Source organism: Pilosibacter fragilis (assembly GCF_032490495.1).
Classification (GTDB): Bacteria; Bacillota; Clostridia; order Lachnospirales; family Lachnospiraceae; genus Pilosibacter; species Pilosibacter fragilis.
In genome coordinates, this window is sequence record NZ_JAVYJB010000006.1 from 158204 (window position 1) to 180791 (window position 22588).

Sequence of the window (22588 nt, forward strand, 5' to 3'; positions counted from 1 at the left end):
GATTCCCATGAAAAGTACAGCAAAAAAGAAACTCTTTATCAACAATATGATCACGCTCGGCATGGTCGTTGCTGCCTGGATCATCATGGAAGTGCTCATGGGCACCGGACATGTATCCAGCCTTTTAAAGGGACTCCTCGTTCCTTTCTGTATCTACGTGATCATGGCGGTTTCCTTAAACCTGACCGTCGGAATCCTCGGTGAGCTGAGCCTCGGACACGCAGGCTTCATGTGTGTCGGCGCCTTCTCCGGCGCCCTCTTCTCCAAATGCATGAAGGGCGCGATCGATCCGACCGTAAGCCTTGTGATCGCCATCTTTGTCGGCGCTGCCGTTGCTGCCGTTTTCGGCATTCTGATCGGCATCCCGGTCCTGCGTCTGCGCGGTGACTATCTCGCCATCGTGACTCTTGCCTTCGGCGAGATCATCAAGAACCTTGTAAACGCCGTATTCCTCGGACGCGACGCTGACGGCTTCCACATCTCCTTCAAGGACTCCATGTCCTTAGGCTTAAAGGATGGCGGCGAAGTCCTCATCAAGGGTCCTCAGGGGATCACAGGGACCCCGCAGGCAGCCACCTTCACGATCGGCATCATTCTGGTCCTGATCACACTGATCATTGTCATGAACCTTGTAAATTCCAGAACCGGCCGCGCGATCATGTCCATCCGTGACAACCGCATCGCCGCTGAGTCCATCGGAATCAACATCACAAAATACAAGCTGCTGGCGTTCAGCATCTCCGCTGCTCTGGCAGGCGTTGCAGGCGTTCTCTATGCCCACAACCTTACGACACTTACTGCTCTCCCGAAGAACTTCGGCTACAACATGTCCATCATGATCCTTGTATACGTGGTTCTCGGCGGAATCGGAAGCATCCGTGGATCTGTGATCTCAACCGTCATCCTCTACCTGCTTCCGGAGCTTTTAAGAGGTTTAAACAACTACCGTATGCTGATCTACGCCATCGTCCTGATCCTCGCGATGCTCTTCAACTCTGCGCCGCAGTTCATCACGCTCCGCAAGCGGATTTTTGGCGGCTTAAAACCGCAGCATGCTGCCCATTCCGGAAAGGAGGAAGCTTAAAATGTCAGACATGTTAAGTGTAAAAGGATTAAGCATCTCCTTCGGAGGCTTAAAGGCTGTCAATAATTTTGCCATCAACATTGAAAAAGGCCAGCTCTACGGTCTCATCGGACCGAACGGTGCCGGCAAGACCACGATCTTTAACCTCCTGACAGGCGTTTACAAGCCGGATACAGGAACGATCCTCCTAGATGGCCAGAACCTTACAGGAAAGTCCACTACCGACATCAACAAAGCCGGTATCGCCCGTACGTTCCAGAACATCCGCCTTTTTAAGGACCTCTCCGTTCTCGACAACGTAAAGGCCGGACTCCACAACCACCACACCTACTCCACTCTTGAGGGAATTCTCCGCCTTCCGAGGTACTACAAGGTGGAAAAAGAGATGGACGAGGAGGCCATGGAACTCTTAAAGGTATTCGGACTTGACGGAGAATGTGATTTCAAGGCCTCCAACCTTCCTTACGGAAAACAGAGAAAGCTTGAGATCGCCCGCGCCCTTGCGACGGAGCCGAAGCTTCTTCTTCTCGATGAGCCGGCTGCCGGCATGAACCCCAACGAGACCGCGGAGCTGATGGAGACGATCCGCTTCGTCCGCGACCATTTCGGAATGACGATCCTCTTAATCGAGCACGACATGAAGCTCGTCAGCGGTATCTGTGAGCGTCTTACCGTCTTAAACTTTGGTCAGGTCCTCTGCACAGGTCCTACTCAGGAAGTCTTAAGCAATCCGGAAGTTATCAAAGCTTATCTCGGTGAATAGGAGGAGAACAATCATGGCAATGTTAGAAGTAAGAGATCTGGAAGTCTACTACGGCGTGATCCAGGCGTTGAAAGGAATCTCCTTCGATGTAAATCAGGGAGAGATCGTCGCTCTGATCGGTGCCAACGGTGCCGGAAAGACGACAACACTGCACACCGTGACGGGTCTTTTGAGCGCCCGTTCCGGACATATCATGTACGAAGGAACCGATATCACAAAGATCCCCGGCTACAAGCTCGTCAGCATGGGAATTGCCCATGTTCCGGAGGGACGCCGTGTATTCTCCACCCTCACCGTTCTCCAGAATCTGAAGCTCGGTGCCTACACAAGAAAAGATAAGGCAGAGATGGATGCGACGCTCAATATGATCTATCAGCGTTTCCCGCGTTTAAAGGAGCGTGTGAACCAGCCGGCCGGTACCCTCTCCGGCGGTGAGCAGCAGATGCTCGCCATGGGACGCGCCCTCATGAGCCATCCGAAGCTCATCGTTCTCGACGAGCCGTCCATGGGTCTGTCCCCGATCTATGTAAATGAAGTCTTCGACATCATCCAGAGCATCAACCGCGACGGCGTGACGGTTCTCTTAGTCGAGCAGAACGCGAAAAAAGCTCTCTCCATCGCAAATCAGGCGTATGTACTGGAGACCGGTAAGATCGTTTTGAGCGGCGACGCGAAGCAGCTCATGAATGATAATAAGGTTAAGAAGGCTTATTTGAGTGAATAATCAGAAGTTACGGTCTGTGCCTGGCACGGACCGTATTTTTGTTACAGTACACGGGCACTCCATGCCCGCGCACTGTAACAGGATTTTGCCGATGCTTCGCATTCCGAATCGGCAAAATCCGCGGTCATAACGGTATCATACGGAATTTTCAGTTCAGAAAATTCCTACCCATGAAAAGTAACATTTTTTTTACAAATATGCGAATCCATGAAAATTATGTAACGTTTTGACGAATTTTATGGTATACTCTTAGCAGACAGCACTGAAACTGTGCAGAATAAAGAAGAAAAATCATGTACAGGGGAGGAAGATATTATGAGCAAAGTCATTACAGTCAGCCGCGAGCTCGGCAGCGGAGGCCGCGAGGTCGGTCTTCGTCTCGCAAAAAAACTCGGCATTCCTTTTTACGATAAAGAACTCATCGCCATGGCGGCCGAGGACAGCAATATCTCGGAAGATCTTTTTCATGCGAACGATGAAGTGATCGCCGGTCAGAAACGGATCAACTACGATGATTATGCCACTGTGGATCCTTTCTCACCTGTATACGAAGTCCCGGTCTCCGACCAGCTCTTCGTGATCCAGTCGAAGATCATCCAGCGGCTTGCCGCAAACGGTCCCTGCGTGATCATTGGCAGATGCTCCGATGTGATCGTCGAGGACGCTTTCCGCATCTTTATCTGCTCCAGCTTCAAAAAGCGTGTGGAGCGGATCCAGGGGCTTGAGAAGGAGCCGGAGGATCTTAAAAAGCTTGAAAGCCGCATCCGCGCTGTGGATGCGAAGCGCCGGGATTACTACCAGTATTACAGCGGAAATGAGTGGGGCAAACCGAAGAACTATGACCTCTGCTTAAACAGCGGCACGCTCGGGATCGAGCGGTGTGTGGAGATCATTGCGAATTCAGTCACTTTGGAATAGCAGGAATTTTCTTTATTGCATAAAAGCGTAAAACTTCAACTTATTGAATTTTTCTGTTGACAAATCCGCCCGACAGCGCTATGATAGCTTCAGCAGCCGGAGAGAATGGATCCGGCGGTAATCTTCAGAGAGGAGAACAGCAGATATGAAGAACCAGATGATGAATCTTTTTGCATCCTATTCTTTTTATTATTTTCCGGGCTATTATTACTGCGCGGACTGTTTCTGCTGCAAAAAACAACCCTCTCCGACCGAAGGTCTTTAGGACTTCAGGAAACGTAAAGGAAAATGCGGAGCCGGTGTTTGCGATTGCAGCAAACACCGGCTTTTTTGTTTCCGGATACCCACAAACGTATGCATGAAGCAGTTCCTTTTTTTCGGCTACGGTACCAGCTGAATACAGGAATATCCGTTTTCCAGAGCGTTTTTATAAGCAGACCAAACCGAAACTTGTCATATAAAGGAGAATAAGATTATGATCATTATTTTAAAAAGAAATGCCAACAAAGAGAAAGTAGAGAACTTAAAGACAGAGCTTGTAAATCAGGGATTTAAGCTCCATCTCTCCGAAGGAACCGAGGCCTCCCTCATCGGTCTCATCGGTGACACAAGCCAGATCCATGAAGACTGGTTAAAAGCCAACGATGTCGTTGAGGACGTCCGCAGGATCCGTGAGCCGTATAAGAAGGCAAACCGCTCCATGCACCCAGAGGACACGGTCATTGATGTCTGCGGCAGAAAGATCGGCGGCGGCAGCTTTCAGGTCATCGCAGGTCCCTGCTCCATCGAGACAAAGGAACAGATCACAGAGGTCGCTTCGGACGTAAAGCGTTCCGGCGCAGCCTTCCTCCGCGGCGGTGCCTTCAAGCCGAGAACTTCCCCGTACGCGTTTCAGGGTCTTCACGAGCAGGGTCTTGACCTTCTCTTAGAGGCAAAGAAAGCCACCGGTCTCCCGGTAGTCACAGAGATCATGAGCGCGGAGCATCTTCCGCTCTTTGACGACGTTGACATCATACAGGTCGGCGCAAGAAACATGCAGAACTTCGAGCTCTTAAAGGTCCTTGGAAAGATCGACAAGCCGATCCTCTTAAAACGCGGTCTTGCAAACACCTTAGACGAGCTTCTGATGAGTGCGGAGTACATCATGGCAGGTGGAAATGAGAAGGTGATCCTCTGCGAGCGCGGCATCCGCACCTTTGAGACTTCCTACAGAAATACGCTGGATATCTCCGCGATCCCGATGTTAAAGAAAAAGACCCATCTTCCGGTCATCGTCGACCCGAGCCATGCGGCAGGCATCCGCTTCATGGTGGAGCCCCTTGCCATGGCAGCTATCGCAGCCGGAGCCGATGGTCTCATGATCGAGGTCCACAATAACCCTGAGAAAGCCCTCTGCGACGGTGCCCAGTCCCTGACACCGGAAATGTTCGACCATCTGATGAAAAAAGTCGATAAAGCTGCGGATTTCTTCCACTCTCTCGGTTAATCGTTGTTCTTTTCCTGAATATGCAGTATAATATTTAAATCACACCGCAATGAAACGGCAGGTCGGCGCTGAAAATGCGCCGGCCTGCCGGACGGTTGCAGACTATTAAGATTCATGGAGGTTCACACGATGGTCAGAAACACTGAAACTGCTTTTGTTCCAAATCTGCGCGGAGGCGACGGAACGATCGAGATCCGTCATATCTTAAACAAGGATGAGCTCATGGGACACGCGTCCATGTACGCCCACGTGATCATCCCGGCCCACGCCAGCATCGGATTCCACCAGCATGTGGAAAACACCGAGCCGTACTACGTTCTCAAGGGAAAGGGAATCTTCGAGGACAACGATCACACCGAGACCGAGATCCACCCGGGCGATGTCTGTGTCATCGAGGTTGGCCAGAGCCACGCGATCAAAAATCCTTTTGATGAGCCGCTTGAGATCATGGCACTTGTGATCAATGAGCGTGGAAAAGAGATCTAAACCCGCGCGTCCCAGTCCATCCGAAGCAGGAACACGATAAAGATGATCGAACTCAGCGTCCACGTCAGCGGGTACGCTGAGGAGATCGTCCGGAAGACGGGAATGATCCGGATCGCGATCGTCACGTAGAGCACGCGGATACCGCACCAGCAGATCAGCATCGTGAACATCGGGACAATGGATTTTCCCACGCCGCGGAGTACTCCCGTCGCGCAGTTGGAAAACGCCAGCAGAAAGAAAAACAAGGCAACCGTTCTTCCGTGGATCGTTCCGAATTCGATCGCTTCCGGCACATCCACAAAGATCCGAAGCAGGATCGGAACCCAGATAAAAAGACAGATTCCTACAAGCTCCGCCATCGCCATTCCGAACGCCACACCCATCACGGAACCTTTCTTCGCGCGGTCCGCTTTCCCGGCACCGAGATTCTGGCTCACAAAGGTTGTCAGCGCCATGGACATGCTCATGATCGGAAGAAAGGCAATCCCCTCAAGCTTCGCGAAGGCCCCCTGTCCGGAGATTGCAAAAGCTCCGAAGGTATTGATGTTTGACTGGACCACAAGATTTCCGACACTGATCACGGAGTTCTGGAGTCCCGTCGGAAGTCCCTGTGTGATCACCTGACGGATCATGGAGCCGTTGAAGCGAAGCTCCTTAAAATGGATCGTCGCAGCTCCTCCATCCTTCACCATGCGGATCATGCATAATAAAACACTCAATCCCTGGGCGATCACCGTGGCAACAGCAGCGCCTGCGGCACTCCACTGAAATCCCGCCACAAAGATCAGATCCAGGATCATATTCACTACAGAAGAAAAGATCAGATAATACAGGGGATGGACACTGTCCCCCACTGCCCTCATGATGTTCATGCAGATATTGTACATGATGACGGTGGAGACACCGGCAAAATAGATTCCGAAGTACAGTCTCGCCTCCACCATCACGCTGTCCGGCGTGTTGAGCCAGCCGAGAAGGATCGGAACAAAAAACAAACCGATGAGCGTCGCGAAAACCGAGAACACAATTCCCAGAAGAAAGTTTGTGTGTACCGCGCACCGTAATTTTTCCTCATCCTGTGCCCCGAAATATTTCGAGATCACGACACCGCCGCCCACAGCGATCCCGGCAAAAAACGTGATCACCGACATATTCACATTCGATGATAAGCTCACCGCCGCGAAGGCATCATTGCTCGCGAAATTTCCGACGACCCAGGCATCCGCCATATTGTAAAGCTGCTGTAAAAGCTGTCCTAAAAAGATCGGGATCATAAACCTGAAAAGTCCTCGTCCGATCGGACCTTCTGTCAGATTCCCATCCTTCTTCCCACTACCGGCTCCTGCCCTTTTCCGGACTAATCCCATGCCATTTCCTCCCTCCGTATCAGACCATTCGTCCTTCATATGCTTCAGGTATTGTCCGCATAGTACGGACTTTTGTCGTTTAAGTGACACATTGTAACTAAAATAATCGTATCATGTATGACCAGGGATGTCAAGTGACGGAACGGTCCCTGATCTTATGAAAACCAAAGGAGATTTTTCTTATGCCGCAGATCAAAAAAATCACTGATCTCACAGCGCCGGAACTCGATCTTTTTTCCAGATATTCCGAGTCCCAGCTTTTCCATATCAACGAACCGAAACCGGGGATCTTCATCGCAGAAAGCCCGAATGTGATCGAGCGCGCCCTCAATGCCGGGTATGAACCGCTCGCTGTCCTCATCGAAGAAAAACAGGCCGACGGCCTGATCCCGAAGCTCTTTTTTGCTTACCCGGAGCTTCCTGTGTACACCGCAAAATTCGATCTACTGACAAATCTCACCGGCTTTGCCTTAACCCGCGGCCTGCTCTGCGCCATGAAGCGAAAGATCCTGCCGTCTGTGGCGGAAATCTGTGAGGGAAAACACCGGATCGCTGTCCTTGAGAATGTCATGAACCCCACAAATATCGGGGCGATCTTCCGCTCCGCCGCGGCCCTTGGAATGGACGCGGTGCTCCTGACCTCCGGCTGCAGCGATCCCCTCTACCGGAGAGCCGCCAGAGTCAGTATGGGAACTGTCTTCCAGATTCCGTGGACCTGTTTTCCGAAAAACGCGGATCTCTCCTGCGGCGGACTTGAAACACTCCGATCTTTGGGATTTCAGACGGCTGCCATGGCGCTGAAAGAAGATTCCGTTTCCATTGATGAGCCGAAGCTTCTTGGTGCCGAAAAACTCGCCGTGATCTTAGGCACAGAAGGGGACGGCCTCGCCTCCGCAACCATCGGCGGGTGTGATCATACGGTCATGATCCCGATGGCCCATGGGGTAGATTCGCTGAATGTTGCGGCAGCCAGCGCGGTGGCATTCTGGGAGCTGGCGAAATTTCGCAGGATTTAACTGTGTTTACGTCCCTTTATGAATAATTTGTGTATTTCACACTTTCATCAAATTTTGCTCGTATACTCCTATCCATAACAATATTTCACGGGGCAGAGCACTTCAATCCTTTACAGTTCTCCCCTACAGAACCTGTCAACGGCAGCTTCTCCCGAATACATGACGGCTAATACACAGCCACGTGTCAAAAGGAAATACCCGGGCGCAGGCGAAAAAACAGAAAGGATCTGGTATCATGAAAAAACAGGCATTATTCTGCATGGTTCTTGCAGGTACTCTTATGGTCGGTGGATGCGGTCAAAAAGCTGCTGACTCCACCGCTGGCACCGCGCAGGTGACCGAAACGTCCGACTCCGCTCCGGCTGACAAACCGGACGGCGCTCCGGGCGATAACTCCGATAAACCCGGAAATCCGCCGGACGGGGCTCCGGGAAGCATGGACGGAAAGCAGGCACCGCCGGACGGCGGGAACGGAGGTCCGGGAGGTCCCGGAGGCCCGGGGGGACAGAGTGCTGCTCCGACATCCTACAAGGCAGTCTCAAGCTACTCCACCGATACTGAGGAGGATGGGAAGACCTACACTTCCACAGGAGCTGATGAGAGCGCAGTTCTCATCACCGACGGCGCGAAGGTCACCTTAAAAAATTTCACGATGGACCGCAACTCCGCTGACAGCACCGGAGGCGATAACTCCAGCTTTTACGGAACCGGTGCCGCGGCACTTGCCGCCAACGGCAGCCTGACACTGACCGGCGGCACCATCACCACCGATGCAAAAGGCGGTGCAGGTGTCTTCAGCTACGGAGACGGCAAAGTCACCGTATCCGACACCACCATCACCACAAAACAGGATACCTCCGGCGGTATCCATGTGGCAGGCGGCGGCACACTCACTGCCTCCAACCTCACCGTTGAGACAAACGGTGAATCCTCCGCGGCGATCCGGAGCGACCGCGGCGGCGGTACCATGACCGTCGATGGCGGAACCTACACCTCCCGGGGAACCGGCTCCCCGGCAGTCTACTGTACCGCCGACATTACCGTCAATAACGCGGCGCTCACTGCTGAAAACTCTGAGGCTGTCTGCATAGAGGGTCTGAACTCCCTTTCTCTCACAAACTGTTCTCTCTCCGGAAACATTCCGGAAAATGAACAGAATGACTGCGACTGGACCGTCATCCTCTATCAGAGCATGTCCGGTGACTCAGAAGTCGGCGAAAGCAAATTTTCCATGGACGGCAGCAGCCTGACCTCCTTAAACGGCGGCCTCTTCTACACGACGAATACGGAGAGCGCCTTCTACCTGAAAGACGTGGATATCACCTACTCCCAGTCCAATGACTTTTTCTTAAAATGCACCGGAAATGCCAACAAACGCGGCTGGGGCCAGTCCGGAAAAAATGGTGCTGACTGCACCTTTACCGCAGATTCCCAGGAAATGAGCGGCGATATCCTCTGGGACAGCATCAGCAATCTCGATCTGAAGCTCACAAGCGGCACCATCTTAACAGGCGCCATCCTTCAGGATGAGACAAACGCCGGTGACGGCGGAGACGGAACCTGCGACGTCACCATAGACGCCCTCTCCGCCTGGACCGTAACCGGAAACAGCACCGTCACCTCCCTCACCTGTAACGGCTCCATCACAGGCGATGACGGCAAAAGCGTGACGATCGCCGGCACAGACGGCACTGTATTTGTGCAGGGCACCAGCAAATATACGATCACGACCGGTTCCTACAACGAGTAAATTTTAAACTTTGACCTTCTGTTATTTTTTTAACAATTTCTTCCATTTTCGTTGTATACACAACATACATTATATTTTGGTTATGCTATACTAAGCCCATCGCATAGCAAACCAAGTAACTGTTCAGTGCCTCACAGTTACATGCAAAAATCCATTCCAAATCGGCTTCGCCGATGGGATTTTTGCCTTCAAGCCTGTGTTTTATTACGGTCAGCGCAGCGAGTGCGCAGACCTACTGAACAGCTACCAAACCAACACCATTTTGCAAATACAGGAGGTACCCCATATGACTCAGACCATCAACCCAAGAAAAGCAGCGATCATCGGCTGCGGCTTCGTTGGCTCCGCCACTGCCTTCACTCTTATGCAGAGCCGCCTTTTCTCCGAGCTCGTCCTTTTAGACGCCAACGAAGCAAAAGCCGACGGCGAGGCAAAGGATATCGCCCACGGGATCCCCTTCGCCGGTCAGATGAAGATCTATGCCGGAACCTACGATGACATCGCCGACTCCGCCATCATTATCATCACCGCCGGTGCCAATCAGAAACCAGGCGAAACAAGATTGGATCTCGTCCATAAAAACGTAGCCATCTATAAAAGCATCATTCCGGAGATCTCCAGACGGGACTTTCAGGGCATTCTCCTCATCGTCTCCAACCCGGTAGACATCCTGACCTACACGGCCCTGAAGCTCTCCGGCTTCCCTGAAAACCGTGTCATCGGTTCCGGCACGGTCTTAGACACTGCCCGCTTAAAATATGCCTTAAGTGAACATTTAGGTGTCGACAGCCGCAGCGTCCACTCCTTCATCATCGGTGAACATGGTGACAGCGAGATCGCCGCGTGGAGCAGTACCAACGTATCCGGAATCCCGTTAAACACCTTCTGTGAGATGCGCGGCCACTATAACCATGATGCCGCCATGGACCGCATCGCTGAAGAGGTAAAAAACAGCGCCTACGACATTATCTCCAAAAAACAGGCCACCTACTACGGAATCGCCATGAGTGTCAAACGGATCTGCGAATGCATCATCCGAAACGAACGCTCCATTCTCCCAATCTCCTCCATGATGCATGGAGAATACGGGATCAGCGACATCTCCCTCAGCATGCCGGCGATCGTAGGACTCAATGGGATCGAAACCCACGTTCCGATCTCACTGGACGCGGAGGAGGCAGAAAAACTCCGGGAATCCGCCGAGACCCTGAAAAAAATAGCTGCAGAGCTTGATCTCTCCGCAGCCACCAACTAACCTTATATCATCAGCCGAACGCAGCAACGGCAGATTTTTAACCTAACAAGGGGAAACACGCTTCGCGAGTTTCCCCTTGTTATCGCGACAGTCGCCAAGGTCTCGCGCAAGCGCGGACTTTGGCTCGTTGTTCGCGTAAACAAAGCGCCGGAGAGGTCTCCGGCGCCAATGATATGCACACGCGCGAAAATGCAGGTTGTCGCGAGCTTTTTTACATCTACTGTAATTCCGCGTAATCCTCCGGCAAAAACCGGTGGTAGATCAGATGACAGCCCTCATCCTTAAAGCAGTAATAATACCGGTCCGGAATCCCATCCGCAAAGTGGAAGACCCATTCGAAATCTCCATCTTCGATCTTCTCAAACACCGGCTTTGCGGACCACTGACAGAAAAGTTCTCTGATCTTCTCCATAGTGCATCCATGTGTTCCAACGAGATCCACCAGATCCTGAATAAATTCCCGCCCTTTCACCTGCTCATGCACATAGACACTTCCGGTCTCCGGAATCAGAAAGCAGAACCGGTCTCCCTTCGCCGTCACGCGGACTTCTCCCAATGTCTCTTTCATATGCGCCCCAAGACCGTTCAGACGCACCTTCATCTCCTCCGCTGTGTCCTCACTCCCGAAAAAATGGTTCAGCGTGGACACCGGATAATAAAGTCGTATCACTTCCGGCCGGAATCCCAGCTTCGCCTGCTGCTCCTTCACCAGATCGATCAGATTCTCTTCCAGTCTTCGAAATCCCATCCTGCCAAATTCTCCTTCTTTTTACGCCTTCACATCAAATACATCAGCAACATCACAGAGCAGCTTGCGGATCTCAAGATGCTGCGGACATACCTTCTCGCACTTTCCGCACTTGATACAATCCGACGCTTTTCCGTTGTTCCGTGTGTGGATTCCATAATAAAAATTGGAATTCGTATTCTGGTAGGTCTTCTTCGCGTTCATGCACGCAAACAGATCCGGGATCGAGATCTTCTTCGGACATCCGTCGACACAATAGCGGCATCCGGTACACGGGATCAGGTTCTTTCCGCGGAAGATCTCGCGCACCTTCTCGACCGCCTTCATCTCCCTCTCGTCAAGGGGCCTGAAGTCTTTCATGAAACTCACATTTTCCTTCATCTGCTCCAGACTGCTCATTCCGGAAAGGACCATCATGATACCCGGGAATCCCGCCGCGTAACGGATCGCGTAGGTAGCCGGACTGCCGCCGTGAAGCTCCTCAAAGACTGCCTTCGCATCATCCGGAAGATTTGCAAGACTTCCGCCGCGGACCGGTTCCATAACGATCACCTGTTTTCCATGCTTTCTGCAGATCTCATAGCATTTCCCGGCCTGAACTGCCGGATCATCGAAATCTGCATAGTTAAACTGGATCTGGACGACTTCGATCTGCGGATACTCCGTTAAGATCTGCTCAAGGACCTCCGCGCGGTCATGGAAAGAAATTCCAAAGTGGCGGATCTTCCCCTCTTCCTTAAAGGTTAAAGCCGTCTCATACGCATGGCATTCCTTAAACTTCGGATAGTTTCCCATTCCCTGGGCATGCATCAGATAGAAATCAAAATAGTCTACACCGCAGCGCTCCAGCTGTGACTCAAAAAACGGGCGGATGTCCTCTTCCTTCTCAAAATAAGCGGCCGTCAGCTTATTTGTAAGAATGTAGCTCTCCCTCGGATAACGGCTCGTCAGGCAGTTTTTGACCGCAAGCTCACTTCTCTCACCGATGTAGCCGTGAGCCGTATCAAAGTAGTTGAATCCCTGATCCAGAAAATAATCCACCATCTGGGAAACCTGCGCCTCATCGATTTCTTCCCCAATCATAGGGAAACGCATACATCCGAAACCAAAATTCTTTTTAATCTTATCCATGCTGCTCTCCTTTTCTGAATAGATCCGGCACGGGCGGTGAACGTCTTCACCGTTGCATCCCGATCATACTCCCGCGTTCTCTCCGGCTGATCCGTCGTCCACTTTTCACGGTCCGGCAACGGCCGCTGCTGCATTAAGTAACATCTTGTAACTTATTTTGATGATAGCATACGCCCACTCCCTTGTCAAGCGAATGAAAATCAATTATAATGATGATAGCATACTATCTGCGGTCAGTTTAAACTAACTTTCAGATTTCTACCGACCGACCGGATCCTATTGATCGCCGGGAACTACATCAGACCTTCAGGAGGTGAATTCCATGACAGATTTCGTACGAGCGCGAAGTGAAGAACAGAAACAGGCCAGAATGGCAGAAATCAAGGCCGCGGCGGACGAGCTCTTCTGCTCTGTCCCCTACCAGGAGATCACACTCTCCACCATTGCCGGAAAGCTGTCCTGGACGCGGGCAAACCTCTATAAATATGTAACAACGAAGGAAGAGATCTACCTTGAGATCTGTTCCGATAAAATGCAGTCCTATTTTGACGATCTGTTCGCAGCATTTCCCGATGAGAAACCATTTACCCCGGATCAATGGGCTGCTGCCTGGGCAGATGTCCTGAACGCGCACCGTGACTATCTCCGCTACAGCGATATCCTCTGTACGATCATCGAGGTCCATGTCACAGCATGCCGCCTTGCCAGCTTCAAAACAAGCTACCATGCACACCGTGATGCCTTTGTCAGGCTCATGGAAGTCCGCCTCGGCCTTAGCTCCCATGATGCCAGCGAAGTCTTCCTCTCCGTCCTGTACCACGCTGCCGGTCTATGTGGAAGCTGCCACTCCAATCCGGTTATGCTGGAGGCTATGAAAATAGCCGGAATCCCATATAAAAAACGTGATTTCCGGCTCAACATGTATGAATTTATCCGAATGAACCTCTGGTACTATCTCTCCGGTCCTGCCGGAGAAAATTCCTGCGTCACACCGTAAGAATATAGCACCAGACCGGAAGTGTGATCAGTGAGACGACCGTCGAAAAGACAACGATCTTCGTTGCAAGGCGGTCGTCTTTTCCATATTTGACTGCGAGAACAACGCTCGTGCTCGCTGCCGGCATCGCGGACAGGATCACACAGACCGCTGTGATCAGCTGATCAATGTGAAACAGGCGGCAGCCCGCCAGAACGATGACAGGAATCAGGAACAGCCTGATAAACGTGTAGTAATAAACTTCTCTCGTGAACACCTCTTTAAACGGGATTTCCGCGAGCGTACACCCGATCAGAAGCATCGCGCAGAACGTGTTCGCCCCGGCGACCGTCCGGACTGTCTGGTTTACAAATCCGGGAAGTTGGAACTGGGATACCAGAAGTACCATGCCGGTAAAGATTCCGATGATACATGGATGTGTCACAACCTTCTTTAAAAGCTCTTTCTTCGTCGGCGCCTCCGTAAAATAAGTGAGTCCCACCGACCACATAAAGATTCTCGTCGGGATCGTGTAGACCGCCGCATACATGATTCCCAGATCTCCGAAGATTCCCTCAGCGATGGCGTTTCCGAGGATACCGGCATTTGAGACGATCGTCGCGTACTGCAAAACCTTTTTGCTCTCCTCGCTCCAGCCTGGATACAGCACACGGCTTAAAAGATTCGAAAAGATCTGGATCAGAAACGAGATCACGATCACTTCCAGCGTCAGCTTCAGAATATTCATACTGAACTCCATCTGGAACGATTTCACAATGCTCGCGGGAAGCGTCACATTCATCACGAGACTGCTGAGCAGCGCCTTTCCGCTCTTATCGATCATCCCGCTCTTCCTGAGGTACCATCCCAGCGCAAGGATGCAGAACATCATTCCCTGCATATTAAATAAACTTGTAAAATCCATCACGTACTCCTTTATTACAGACTGACGTTATTGTACCTCTCCCCCTCTGATCTTGTCAATCTCCTCACTTTCATCAACCCATGTTACTGTTCACGCCTTGCGCAAACAGTAACTGATTTTGCCGATGCTTCGCATTCCAAATCGGCAAAATCCACTACTACCACTGTATTGTACGGAATTTTCAGTTCAGAAAATTCCTACCCGTGTACAGTAACCAATCCATCTCCCTTCTGCCTGCGCATCCGGATATAAAATCTTGTCACCGTTCCCTATTAGTGGTACAATAACCCCAATTTATACCATCTCACAAAGGAGGTCCCACCATGGAAGCCAACATCACAGTAAGAAACGCAAAATTATCCGACGCTCCGAGAATCCTTGAGATCTACACCTATTATGTAGAAAACACCGTGATCACCTTTGAATACGATGTTCCTTCCCTTGAAGAATTTGAGAACCGCATGATCGATATCATGAAAAAATATCCTTATCTCGTCATCGAACGTGACGGCAGGATCGAAGGCTACGCCTACGCCCATGCTTTCGTTGGGCGCGCCGCCTACGACTGGGCCAGTGAGCTCACGATCTATCTGGATCACAACGCGAAGAAATGCGGGCTTGGCAGAAAACTCTATGAAGCTCTGGCTGATCGCCTCAAAGATATGGGCGTTCTGAATCTTTATGCCTGCATCGGATACCCGAAGGTTGAGGACGAGTATTTAAATAAGAACAGTGCCCAGTTCCATGAGCATCTTGGGTTCCGGCTTTGCGGGACTTTTGAGAACTGCGGGTATAAGTTTAATCGATGGTATGATATGATCTGGATGGAGAAGATTATTGGGGAACATACGTTGGATCAGGCGGCGGTGAAGCCATATTCCTATAGTGAATAATTTGGCGAGAGGTACGCGCAGGGAAGACCTGGGACGCGGACACTTGAGGGATTCCGGGAGGGTTCCTCTAAGCTTGCCGAAGAATGCTAAGGACGGAGGACATGTGCCACAACTCGCTTCGCTCAGACAAGTGGCACATGTCCTCCAACGCACTCTCCGGCGAGCCAAGAGGAAGCCAGCTCCCTTCACCCAGGCGGTCCGTGCCCCAGGTCTTCCCTGCGCTGTGTATTGGCTGAATTAAGAAAGAAATTACTGACTCTCTCTGCTTTTGTGTCCTGTGCTTAATTGCTTTCTCCATACTGAGAATTAACTGGATAAAGAACGGAATTACAAACACTTTTCATTCATGTGGTCTATATCTGGAGTCTTCTCTGCACTATATACTGGTTAGATGAAAAAAAGACTTGCACATCTTGTTTTAGCACGCTACAATGGTAAACGTTCGATTTTGACATAATATAAGCTAACAGGAGATGTGACATGAATACGAATGAACGAACTAATAAGCGCCCTGTCTGGCGCGGTGAACTTGCTCTTCTTATTGTGATTTTGATCAACAGTTTCGGTGTTGTCTTAATGCTGGACTCCGGCGCCGGAATTTCGGCGATTTCCAGCGTTCCGTACGCTTTTTCTGAATCCTTCCCGGCTCTGACACTCGGAACCTGGACTTATATCTTTCAGGGAATTCTCGTAGCGGCCCTCATGATCTTACGGAAAAAGTTTGTTCCTACATACCTCTTCAGCTTCGTTGTAGGCTTCGCCTTCAGTAAGATGTTAGATGTATATAAGACCGCCCTCGCGGACCTCACGATGGGGATCGGATACCAGATCGTCTATTTTATCGTGAGCTATCTCGTCATCTGCCTCGGAATCGCCCTCTCCAACCGCTGCGGACTTCCGATCATCCCGACAGACCTCTTTCCGAGAGAAATGGCCGATATTCTGAAGGTTCCATACTCCAGAGTCAAGATCACCTTCGACGTGACCTGCCTCGCCGTGACCGCGGGACTGACTTTCTGTTTCCTCGGTCATATCAAAGGGCTTGGAATCGGAACGATCCTCGCTGCGTTCACGATGGGTAAGGTCATCGGCATGATAGGCAATATACTGGATAGACACTTCCGGTTTGTGTCATTCCTCACAGAACGCAGCAAATCTGCGGTTTAGGTCCTGTATTACTTTGTCTGTATTCATGTTGCTCCTCCTACCTTATAATTTTCCATATGCTTACGAATTCGCATTTAAACTTCATAATTTTAGGCAGAATCATAAAGCAGCCCACTCTTGCAGCTCTCCAATTTAAAATAGGAAGCAGTCCGTTTTAAAGAAATTTTTCAGTGAATACATTTAAATTTTCTATATAAAAAGCCGCCTGAGCTTTTTCCCCCATAGGTTCATAATCCTATCACAGAGAAAGACCACACGGCTTTTCTTATCTACGCCGCAATTTGTACCGCAGCTTTCTTTTCTGAATTCTTTACGCTAACACAGTCCCTTCCGGAAATGCGCCACGGAACACCTTGCGGACGAGCGGTCCTGCGATGATGAGCTGGAACGGCAGTGCCATTACAAAATTCTTTGGGATATTCGTGAGCCAGATGATCAGCAGAGGGCCGAAGTTTCCGCCCTTTACACATCCCTCGAGGGCACCGTAGAGGGACATGATAATCACCATCGGAACCACCATGGAACAGGAAACTGCGAGCACCTTGTGGAGCACCGGACTCTCCGGCTTTACGAGGAAGCGGAACGCAAATCCCTTCGCCGGTCCGGAGACCACGAACCAGTCCATGCTCATCGCGAACACATAGGCAATCGGGAATCCGATCCAGGCCTCACGGATCGTTGTGAGGTTTAACGCTCCCATATGAAGTGTTACGTTGTAGATGCTCATCCAGAGCACCATGGTAAAACACATTAATACTGTGTAGATCAGACTTTCTCTCTTATTTCTTGGCATACATCTTCTCCTTTTTCAACCTATAAATTTCTGTGAAAACGATGTGGATATTTCCCCGAAAGCCGTATCAGAACTTCTTCACTCAGATCATCATCTGTAAGAACCGTCTCTGACCGTTTCTTCCGGGCATATGACAGAAAAAAGCAGCGAAGCCAACAAAACTCGTTGCGACTCCACTGCTCTTTTCGTGTACATCTCACTGCGTTCTCAATCTCTATGTGAACGCAGTATACAATATTTTTATATCGCTTCGTAAGTACTTTTTTCCACAAAACACCAATTTTGTATACTTGCACAAAACTTTAGCCCAATTCTATCATTTCATTATTCACATTCATCCTATCCCCCATCGTGACGTCCATGGAATTCTTAAGCTGTCCCCACTTTCTTCCGCAAACCTCAGCTTTTTCATCATCGATCACAGTTTCTTCACAATTTTCCCATTGACATTCCCCCACAAAAGCCTTATTATTCTTAGCAAGCTAATAATTTAGTTTGCTAAGTATCCGGCAGACGATCAAATCACAGCTTTTTATCTCTGTCGAGAAGACTCCCACCTCTTTTGGGTGGTGGGTATAAGGGGGAACTTGATCTATGAAAGAAACCGTTGGACGCAGTGTGGGAATGCTCTCCAACCTGATCCGCAGGCACTTCAGTACCTTTTCTTTTCATGGTACATTAAGCGGCGCACAGGGAAAAACGCTACATTTTATTCTGGCGCGCGGGCAGGAATGCGATGTCTTCCAGAAAGATATCGAAGAGGAGTACAGTCTCAGACCACCGACCGCCACAAAGCTCTTAAAGGATATGGAAAAAAACGGACTGATCTACCGTGAGGCAGTTCCTTATGATGCCCGCCTAAAACGCATTGTCGCTACTGAAAAAGCCATGCAGTATCAGGAACTGATCCACCAGAGTCTGGAAGAAACCGAAGATCGTCTGACCTCCGGAATATCTCCCCAGGATCTCGCCGTGTTTTTCAGGGTCATCAACCAGATGATCCGAAATATGTCCTGAATATCCGGACGGGTCCCACCTGCAGAACCTGCATGTTCTCCGCATCAGGAGCTTTTGCGGGATCGCAAATTTTATATGGAAACGAGGTAAATCATTCATGGTTAAAACACTTTTAAAAAGCGTGCGCCAGTACAAACGCGTGTCCATCGAGACACCGCTGTTTGTCACCATGGAAGTCATTCTGGAATGTACGATTCCTCTCATCATGTCTAAGCTTATCGATGACATGACCGGATCTTCCATGGCACCGATCTTAAAATACGGCGCCCTCTTACTGGTCCTTGCGACCCTTTCCCTGCTCTTCGGCGTTCTCTCGGCGAGAGCGGCTGCCACAGCCGGGTGCGGACTCGCGAAGAACTTAAGAAGAGATCTCTACTTTAAGACCCAGGACTTCGCCTTCGCAGACATCGACAAGTTCTCCTCCTCCTCTCTTGTTACGAGGATGACGACGGATGTCACGAACGTTCAGAACGCCTACCAGATGCTGATCCGTATGGCAGTCCGTGCCCCGCTTATGACAGTCTTTTCCGTCATCATGAGCATGAGCATCAATGTCCGGATGTCCTTCATCTTTCTGGCACTTCTCCCGGTTCTTGCAGCGGCACTGTTTGGCATCTTCTTCTATGTCCACCCGATCTTTAAGCGGATCTTCAAGAAATACGATGCCTTAAATAACTCCGTACAGGAGAACGTCGGCGGCATCCGTGTCGTAAAATCCTTCGTCCGCGAAGATTACGAGAAGGAGAAATTCGAAAACGCTGCCGAGGAGGTGCGAAAAGACTTCACGATGGCAGAAAAGATCCTCGCCTTAAATAACCCGGTGATGACCTTCTGCATCTATGTTTCAATGCTTTTAGTAAGCTTTTTCGGCGCGAAGCTCATCATCGGCACCGGAGGCAGCGAGCTTTCCACCGGGGAACTTTCTTCCCTGATCAGCTACGGCGTCCAGATCCTCACGTCCATGATGATGCTGTCCATGGTATTCGTTATGTGCAGCATGGCCCAGGAATCCGGCGACCGTATTGCCGAAGTCCTGAATCATGAGAGCGTTTTACGATCCCCGGAAAACGGAGCAACGGATGTAAAGGACGGCAGCGTCGAGTTCGACCATGTTTCCTTCCGCTATTCCGGAAAGAACAAGAAATTTGCCCTGACTGACATTGATCTTAAGATTCCGTCCGGTTCCACCATCGGCATCATCGGCGGTACCGGCTCCGCAAAGACAACATTGATCCAGCTGATCCCACGTCTCTACGATGTGACGGTGGGCGCGGTGAAGGTCGGCGGACGCGATGTGCGGGAGTACGATCTTCAGGCCCTCCGTGACGCTGTGGCTGTCGTTCTCCAGAAGAACGTCCTCTTCTCCGGAACGATCAAGGAAAACCTCCGCTGGGGCAATAAGAACGCCACAGACGAGGAGCTGATCCACGCGTGCCGATTAGCGCAGGCGGACGAGTTCGTCACACAATTCCCGGATGGATATGACACCTACATCGAACAGGGCGGAACGAACGTCTCCGGCGGCCAGAAACAGCGTCTCTGCATCGCGAGAGCGATCTTAAAGAAACCGAAGATCCTGATCCTGGACGACTCGACTTCCGCAGTCGATACAAAGACTGATGCCCTGATCCGTCAGGCATTTAAACATGAGCTTCCGGACACCACAAAGATCATCATCGCCCAGCGTGTTTCCTCTGTTCAGGACGCAGACCGCATCCTCGTCATGGATGGCGGGCGGATCGTGGAATCCGGAACCCACGAAGAACTTCTCGCCTTAAACGGCATTTACAGAGAAGTCAATGATTCCCAGACAAAGAGCAAGGAGGCATGATCATGGAAAAACAGAATAAGAAAAATGGCACCTTCGGCCGCCTGCTCCGCTACATTTACAAGAACTACCGGGTGTACATGATCACCGTGATCATCTGCATCATCATCGCCGCAGCTGCCTCCGTGGTCCAGACCGTATTTTTACAACGGCTCATCGATACCTGCATTCTTCCGGGACTGGAGAACGGATTTGAGAGCATCCGGCAGCCGTTCATGCAGACGATCCTCTCGATGGTCACCCTGTATGTGTTTGGTGTCGCGGCAGCCTTCACCTACACCCACCTCATGGCGACCGTGACACAGGGGACATTAAAGCACCTGCGTGTGGACATGTTCGATAAGATGCAGTCCCTGCCGATCAAATATTTTGACACCCACGCCCACGGCGATATCATGAGTACCTACACAAACGATACGGACGCAATCCGCCAGCTGATCGGCCAGTCGCTTCCGATGGTCTTCCAGTCTTCTCTCACGATCACGGTCATGCTTCTCATGATGATCTATTACAGTGTGTGGATGACTCTCGTTGTGTGCCTCTTCTCCGCTCTCATGCTGACCGTCACGAAGAAATTCGGCGGCGCAAGCTCCCGCTACATGATGGCACAGCAGAGATCCCTCGCGAAGGAGGAAGGTTTCATCGAGGAGATGATCCAGGGACAGAAGGTCGTCAAGGTCTTCTGCCATGAGGACGAATGTAAGAAGGATTTTGACAAGTTGAACGAGCAGCTTTTCTCCGACGGTGAGCAGGCAAACCGTTATGGCAACTCCCTGATGCCGATCTTAAATAACGTGGGCAACCTGATGTATGTGGTCCTCGCCATTGTCGGCGGACTCCTCGTATATCTCAAAGCCCCGAACTTAAGTCTCAGCGGTTCCGGTATTGTCACCATCGGTGTGATCGTCTCCTTCCTCGGTATGGCAAGACAGCTCTCCCAGACCATCGGTCAGGCCTCCATGCAGGTTGCCATGATCGCCATGGGTCTTGCGGGCGCTTCCCGTGTGTTCGCACTGATCGATGAGAAACCGGAGGAAGATGAGGGTTATGTGACTCTTGTACGCGCGGAATGGGGCGCTGACGGCGTCTTAAAAGAGACAAACGACAAGAGCGGAATCTGGGCCTGGAAGCACCCACACAAGGCGGACGGAACCGTCACTTATACTCCTTTAAAGGGCGATATCCGTTTAGAGGATGTGGATTTCGGATACACGCCGGAGAAGCTTGTGCTTCATGACATCACACTCTACGCGAAGCCCGGTCAGAAGATCGCCTTCGTCGGCGCCACAGGTGCCGGTAAGACGACCATCACGAACCTGATCAACCGGTTTTATGATATTCCGGACGGCAAGATCCGGTACGATGGGATCAATATCACAAAGATCCGGAAACCGGATCTCAGGCGGTCTCTCGGCGTTGTTCTTCAGGATGTGAATCTCTTTACGGGTACGGTTATGGAGAATATCCGTTATGGACGGCTGGATGCCACCGATGAAGAATGCATGGCGGCTGCAAGGCTTGCGAATGCGGATGATTTTATCCAGAGACTTCCGGAAGGTTACAATACGATGCTGACCGGCAACGGCGCCAGCCTTTCGCAGGGGCAGAGACAGCTCATTTCCATCGCGAGAGCAGCTGTCGCTGATCCTCCTGTGATGATCCTTGACGAGGCGACGAGTTCGATCGATACGAGAACGGAGGCGCTGGTTCAGGAGGGCATGGATAACCTGATGATGGGACGTACCGTCTTTGTCATCGCCCACCGACTTTCTACGGTACGCAACAGTAAGGCGATCATGGTTTTAGATCACGGGCATATCATTGAGCGCGGGGATCATGAGACGTTGATCGCGCAGAAGGGTGTGTATTATCAGTTGTATACTGGGGCGTTTGAGTTGGAGTGATGGCTCTTGGCCTGTAGATTTCAGCTTAGATGTTGACTTAGAATGTAATTTAGAACGTATTTTAAAGGGCCTGCTGCACTGGCAATGGATTGCTGGTGCAGCAGGCCCTTTTTTGTTGGCCATATAACCGGGAGAAGATGTCGGTGGCAGGTTCTGTATGTTGATTCATTGTTGCGGGGACGCGCCGGTATCCCTCCGGGAGCGGGCCTTGAGGAATTCCGGGAGGGTTCCTCTAAGCTTGCAGGAGAATGCTAAGGGCGGAGGGCAGGATTGTTCGTCCGGCAGTTTAATCGTCAAATGCAATGCGCCGGGATGGGATGTACGATGCGGGAAGTAATACTGGAATCCCATTTTGCG

At 51.0% G+C, this 22588-nt stretch carries 20 protein-coding genes; 15 read left to right on the plus strand and 5 right to left on the minus strand.

Annotation, left to right across the window (positions count from 1 at the left end):
* Nucleotides 1–7 precede the first annotated feature (7 nt).
* The 6 genes from ABCW45_RS07715 to ABCW45_RS07740 all read left to right on the plus strand — a co-directional run bounded on the left by ABCW45_RS07715 (nucleotide 8) and on the right by ABCW45_RS07740 (nucleotide 5461).
* A complete protein-coding gene (locus tag ABCW45_RS07715; protein WP_117484677.1) occupies nucleotides 8–1084 on the plus strand; it encodes a branched-chain amino acid ABC transporter permease in 1077 nt (358 codons plus the stop codon).
* A gap of 1 nt (nucleotide 1085) precedes the next feature.
* Nucleotides 1086–1847 carry an ABC transporter ATP-binding protein gene (locus ABCW45_RS07720; RefSeq protein WP_343220592.1) on the plus strand — a complete coding sequence of 254 codons (762 nt, stop codon included), beginning with the start codon at nucleotides 1086–1088 and terminating at the stop codon, nucleotides 1845–1847.
* A gap of 13 nt (nucleotides 1848–1860) precedes the next feature.
* On the plus strand, nucleotides 1861–2571 hold the full coding sequence (locus ABCW45_RS07725) for an ABC transporter ATP-binding protein (protein WP_117513918.1): 711 nt from the start codon (nucleotides 1861–1863) through the stop codon (nucleotides 2569–2571).
* A 315-nt stretch (nucleotides 2572–2886) separates the two neighbouring features.
* A complete protein-coding gene (locus ABCW45_RS07730; protein WP_021903917.1) occupies nucleotides 2887–3489 on the plus strand; it encodes a cytidylate kinase-like family protein in 603 nt (200 codons plus the stop codon).
* Between the two features lie 475 nt (nucleotides 3490–3964).
* Entirely contained in the window at nucleotides 3965–4975 is a 1011-nt protein-coding gene (aroF, locus tag ABCW45_RS07735; protein ID WP_118600027.1) for a 3-deoxy-7-phosphoheptulonate synthase, read from the plus strand.
* A gap of 129 nt (nucleotides 4976–5104) precedes the next feature.
* Complete coding sequence (locus ABCW45_RS07740; RefSeq protein WP_117469330.1) at nucleotides 5105–5461, plus strand: cupin domain-containing protein; 357 nt, start codon at nucleotides 5105–5107, stop codon at nucleotides 5459–5461.
* Here the strand turns inward: ABCW45_RS07740 and ABCW45_RS07745 are convergent.
* On the minus strand, nucleotides 5458–6828 hold the full coding sequence (locus ABCW45_RS07745) for an MATE family efflux transporter (RefSeq protein ID WP_117484674.1): 1371 nt from the start codon (nucleotides 6826–6828) through the stop codon (nucleotides 5458–5460). The genes ABCW45_RS07740 and ABCW45_RS07745 overlap by 4 nt on opposite strands.
* A gap of 182 nt (nucleotides 6829–7010) precedes the next feature.
* Here ABCW45_RS07745 and ABCW45_RS07750 point away from each other — a divergent pair, with 182 nt between their 5' ends.
* The 3 genes from ABCW45_RS07750 to ABCW45_RS07760 all read left to right on the plus strand — a co-directional run bounded on the left by ABCW45_RS07750 (nucleotide 7011) and on the right by ABCW45_RS07760 (nucleotide 10849).
* Entirely contained in the window at nucleotides 7011–7844 is an 834-nt protein-coding gene (locus ABCW45_RS07750; protein WP_343220593.1) for a TrmH family RNA methyltransferase, read from the plus strand.
* A 235-nt stretch (nucleotides 7845–8079) separates the two neighbouring features.
* Complete coding sequence (locus ABCW45_RS07755) at nucleotides 8080–9594, plus strand: hypothetical protein (protein WP_343220594.1); 1515 nt, start codon at nucleotides 8080–8082, stop codon at nucleotides 9592–9594.
* A 286-nt stretch (nucleotides 9595–9880) separates the two neighbouring features.
* Nucleotides 9881–10849 carry an L-lactate dehydrogenase gene (locus tag ABCW45_RS07760; RefSeq protein ID WP_343220595.1) on the plus strand — a complete coding sequence of 323 codons (969 nt, stop codon included), beginning with the start codon at nucleotides 9881–9883 and terminating at the stop codon, nucleotides 10847–10849.
* Between the two features lie 217 nt (nucleotides 10850–11066).
* On the opposite strand, the gene ABCW45_RS07765 is transcribed toward ABCW45_RS07760, so the two are convergent.
* Both ABCW45_RS07765 and ABCW45_RS07770 read right to left on the minus strand, forming a co-directional pair.
* Nucleotides 11067–11597 (minus strand): DUF3877 family protein, encoded by a 531-nt coding sequence (locus ABCW45_RS07765; RefSeq protein WP_343220596.1) that lies wholly within the window; start codon nucleotides 11595–11597, stop codon nucleotides 11067–11069.
* A gap of 21 nt (nucleotides 11598–11618) precedes the next feature.
* Complete coding sequence (locus tag ABCW45_RS07770) at nucleotides 11619–12728, minus strand: aldo/keto reductase (RefSeq protein ID WP_343220597.1); 1110 nt, start codon at nucleotides 12726–12728, stop codon at nucleotides 11619–11621.
* A gap of 322 nt (nucleotides 12729–13050) precedes the next feature.
* On the opposite strand from ABCW45_RS07770, the gene ABCW45_RS07775 reads away from it, so the two are divergent.
* Nucleotides 13051–13725: a TetR/AcrR family transcriptional regulator gene (locus ABCW45_RS07775; RefSeq protein WP_021904554.1), complete on the plus strand. Its 675-nt coding sequence runs from the start codon at nucleotides 13051–13053 to the stop codon at nucleotides 13723–13725.
* Here ABCW45_RS07775 and ABCW45_RS07780 read toward each other — a convergent pair.
* A complete protein-coding gene (locus ABCW45_RS07780; protein WP_021904553.1) occupies nucleotides 13715–14629 on the minus strand; it encodes an AEC family transporter in 915 nt (304 codons plus the stop codon). The two genes, ABCW45_RS07775 and ABCW45_RS07780, sit on opposite strands and share 11 nt — an antisense overlap.
* Before the next feature lie 323 nt (nucleotides 14630–14952).
* Here ABCW45_RS07780 and ABCW45_RS07785 point away from each other — a divergent pair, with 323 nt between their 5' ends.
* Complete coding sequence (locus ABCW45_RS07785) at nucleotides 14953–15522, plus strand: GNAT family N-acetyltransferase (protein WP_343220598.1); 570 nt, start codon at nucleotides 14953–14955, stop codon at nucleotides 15520–15522.
* A 480-nt stretch (nucleotides 15523–16002) separates the two neighbouring features.
* Nucleotides 16003–16689 (plus strand): DUF6198 family protein, encoded by a 687-nt coding sequence (locus ABCW45_RS07790; protein WP_343220599.1) that lies wholly within the window; start codon nucleotides 16003–16005, stop codon nucleotides 16687–16689.
* Nucleotides 16690–16999: 310 nt separating this feature from the next.
* Here ABCW45_RS07790 and ABCW45_RS07795 read toward each other — a convergent pair whose 3' ends face one another.
* Nucleotides 17000–17482, minus strand: coding sequence for a DUF2798 domain-containing protein (locus ABCW45_RS07795; protein ID WP_117513903.1), 483 nt, complete (start codon nucleotides 17480–17482; stop codon nucleotides 17000–17002).
* Between the two features lie 594 nt (nucleotides 17483–18076).
* On the opposite strand from ABCW45_RS07795, the gene ABCW45_RS07800 reads away from it, so the two are divergent.
* From ABCW45_RS07800 to ABCW45_RS07810, 3 genes are all read left to right on the plus strand, one after another.
* The gene (locus tag ABCW45_RS07800; RefSeq protein WP_117504714.1) at nucleotides 18077–18499 is read left to right on the plus strand and encodes a MarR family winged helix-turn-helix transcriptional regulator; all 423 of its coding nucleotides are present in this window, start codon (nucleotides 18077–18079) and stop codon (nucleotides 18497–18499) included.
* A 97-nt stretch (nucleotides 18500–18596) separates the two neighbouring features.
* Nucleotides 18597–20330, plus strand: coding sequence for an ABC transporter ATP-binding protein (locus tag ABCW45_RS07805; RefSeq protein ID WP_343220600.1), 1734 nt, complete (start codon nucleotides 18597–18599; stop codon nucleotides 20328–20330).
* Nucleotides 20327–22231, plus strand: a complete 1905-nt coding sequence (locus ABCW45_RS07810; RefSeq protein WP_343220601.1) for an ABC transporter ATP-binding protein — start codon at nucleotides 20327–20329, stop codon at nucleotides 22229–22231. The genes ABCW45_RS07805 and ABCW45_RS07810 overlap by 4 nt, the downstream gene beginning before the upstream one ends.
* Nucleotides 22232–22588 lie beyond the last annotated feature (357 nt).

Bases quoted from the DNA above. Each gene is read 5' to 3' on its own strand.
- ABCW45_RS07715 (WP_117484677.1), top strand. From the start codon at position 8: ATGAAAAGTACAGCAAAAAAGAAACTCTTTATCAACAATATGATCACG.
- ABCW45_RS07805 (WP_343220600.1), top strand. From the start codon at position 18,597: ATGGTTAAAACACTTTTAAAAAGCGTGCGCCAGTACAAACGCGTGTCC.
- ABCW45_RS07790 (WP_343220599.1), top strand. From the start codon at position 16,003: ATGAATACGAATGAACGAACTAATAAGCGCCCTGTCTGGCGCGGTGAA.
- ABCW45_RS07725 (WP_117513918.1), top strand. From the start codon at position 1,861: ATGGCAATGTTAGAAGTAAGAGATCTGGAAGTCTACTACGGCGTGATC.
- ABCW45_RS07775 (WP_021904554.1), top strand. From the start codon at position 13,051: ATGACAGATTTCGTACGAGCGCGAAGTGAAGAACAGAAACAGGCCAGA.
- ABCW45_RS07730 (WP_021903917.1), top strand. From the start codon at position 2,887: ATGAGCAAAGTCATTACAGTCAGCCGCGAGCTCGGCAGCGGAGGCCGC.
- ABCW45_RS07755 (WP_343220594.1), top strand. From the start codon at position 8,080: ATGAAAAAACAGGCATTATTCTGCATGGTTCTTGCAGGTACTCTTATG.
- ABCW45_RS07760 (WP_343220595.1), top strand. From the start codon at position 9,881: ATGACTCAGACCATCAACCCAAGAAAAGCAGCGATCATCGGCTGCGGC.
- ABCW45_RS07810 (WP_343220601.1), top strand. From the start codon at position 20,327: ATGATCATGGAAAAACAGAATAAGAAAAATGGCACCTTCGGCCGCCTG.
- ABCW45_RS07750 (WP_343220593.1), top strand. From the start codon at position 7,011: ATGCCGCAGATCAAAAAAATCACTGATCTCACAGCGCCGGAACTCGAT.
- ABCW45_RS07795 (WP_117513903.1), bottom strand. From the start codon at position 17,482: ATGCCAAGAAATAAGAGAGAAAGTCTGATCTACACAGTATTAATGTGT.
- ABCW45_RS07740 (WP_117469330.1), top strand. From the start codon at position 5,105: ATGGTCAGAAACACTGAAACTGCTTTTGTTCCAAATCTGCGCGGAGGC.
- aroF (WP_118600027.1), top strand. From the start codon at position 3,965: ATGATCATTATTTTAAAAAGAAATGCCAACAAAGAGAAAGTAGAGAAC.
- ABCW45_RS07800 (WP_117504714.1), top strand. From the start codon at position 18,077: ATGAAAGAAACCGTTGGACGCAGTGTGGGAATGCTCTCCAACCTGATC.
- ABCW45_RS07780 (WP_021904553.1), bottom strand. From the start codon at position 14,629: ATGGATTTTACAAGTTTATTTAATATGCAGGGAATGATGTTCTGCATC.
- ABCW45_RS07785 (WP_343220598.1), top strand. From the start codon at position 14,953: ATGGAAGCCAACATCACAGTAAGAAACGCAAAATTATCCGACGCTCCG.
- ABCW45_RS07745 (WP_117484674.1), bottom strand. From the start codon at position 6,828: ATGGGATTAGTCCGGAAAAGGGCAGGAGCCGGTAGTGGGAAGAAGGAT.
- ABCW45_RS07720 (WP_343220592.1), top strand. From the start codon at position 1,086: ATGTCAGACATGTTAAGTGTAAAAGGATTAAGCATCTCCTTCGGAGGC.
- ABCW45_RS07765 (WP_343220596.1), bottom strand. From the start codon at position 11,597: ATGGGATTTCGAAGACTGGAAGAGAATCTGATCGATCTGGTGAAGGAG.
- ABCW45_RS07770 (WP_343220597.1), bottom strand. From the start codon at position 12,728: ATGGATAAGATTAAAAAGAATTTTGGTTTCGGATGTATGCGTTTCCCT.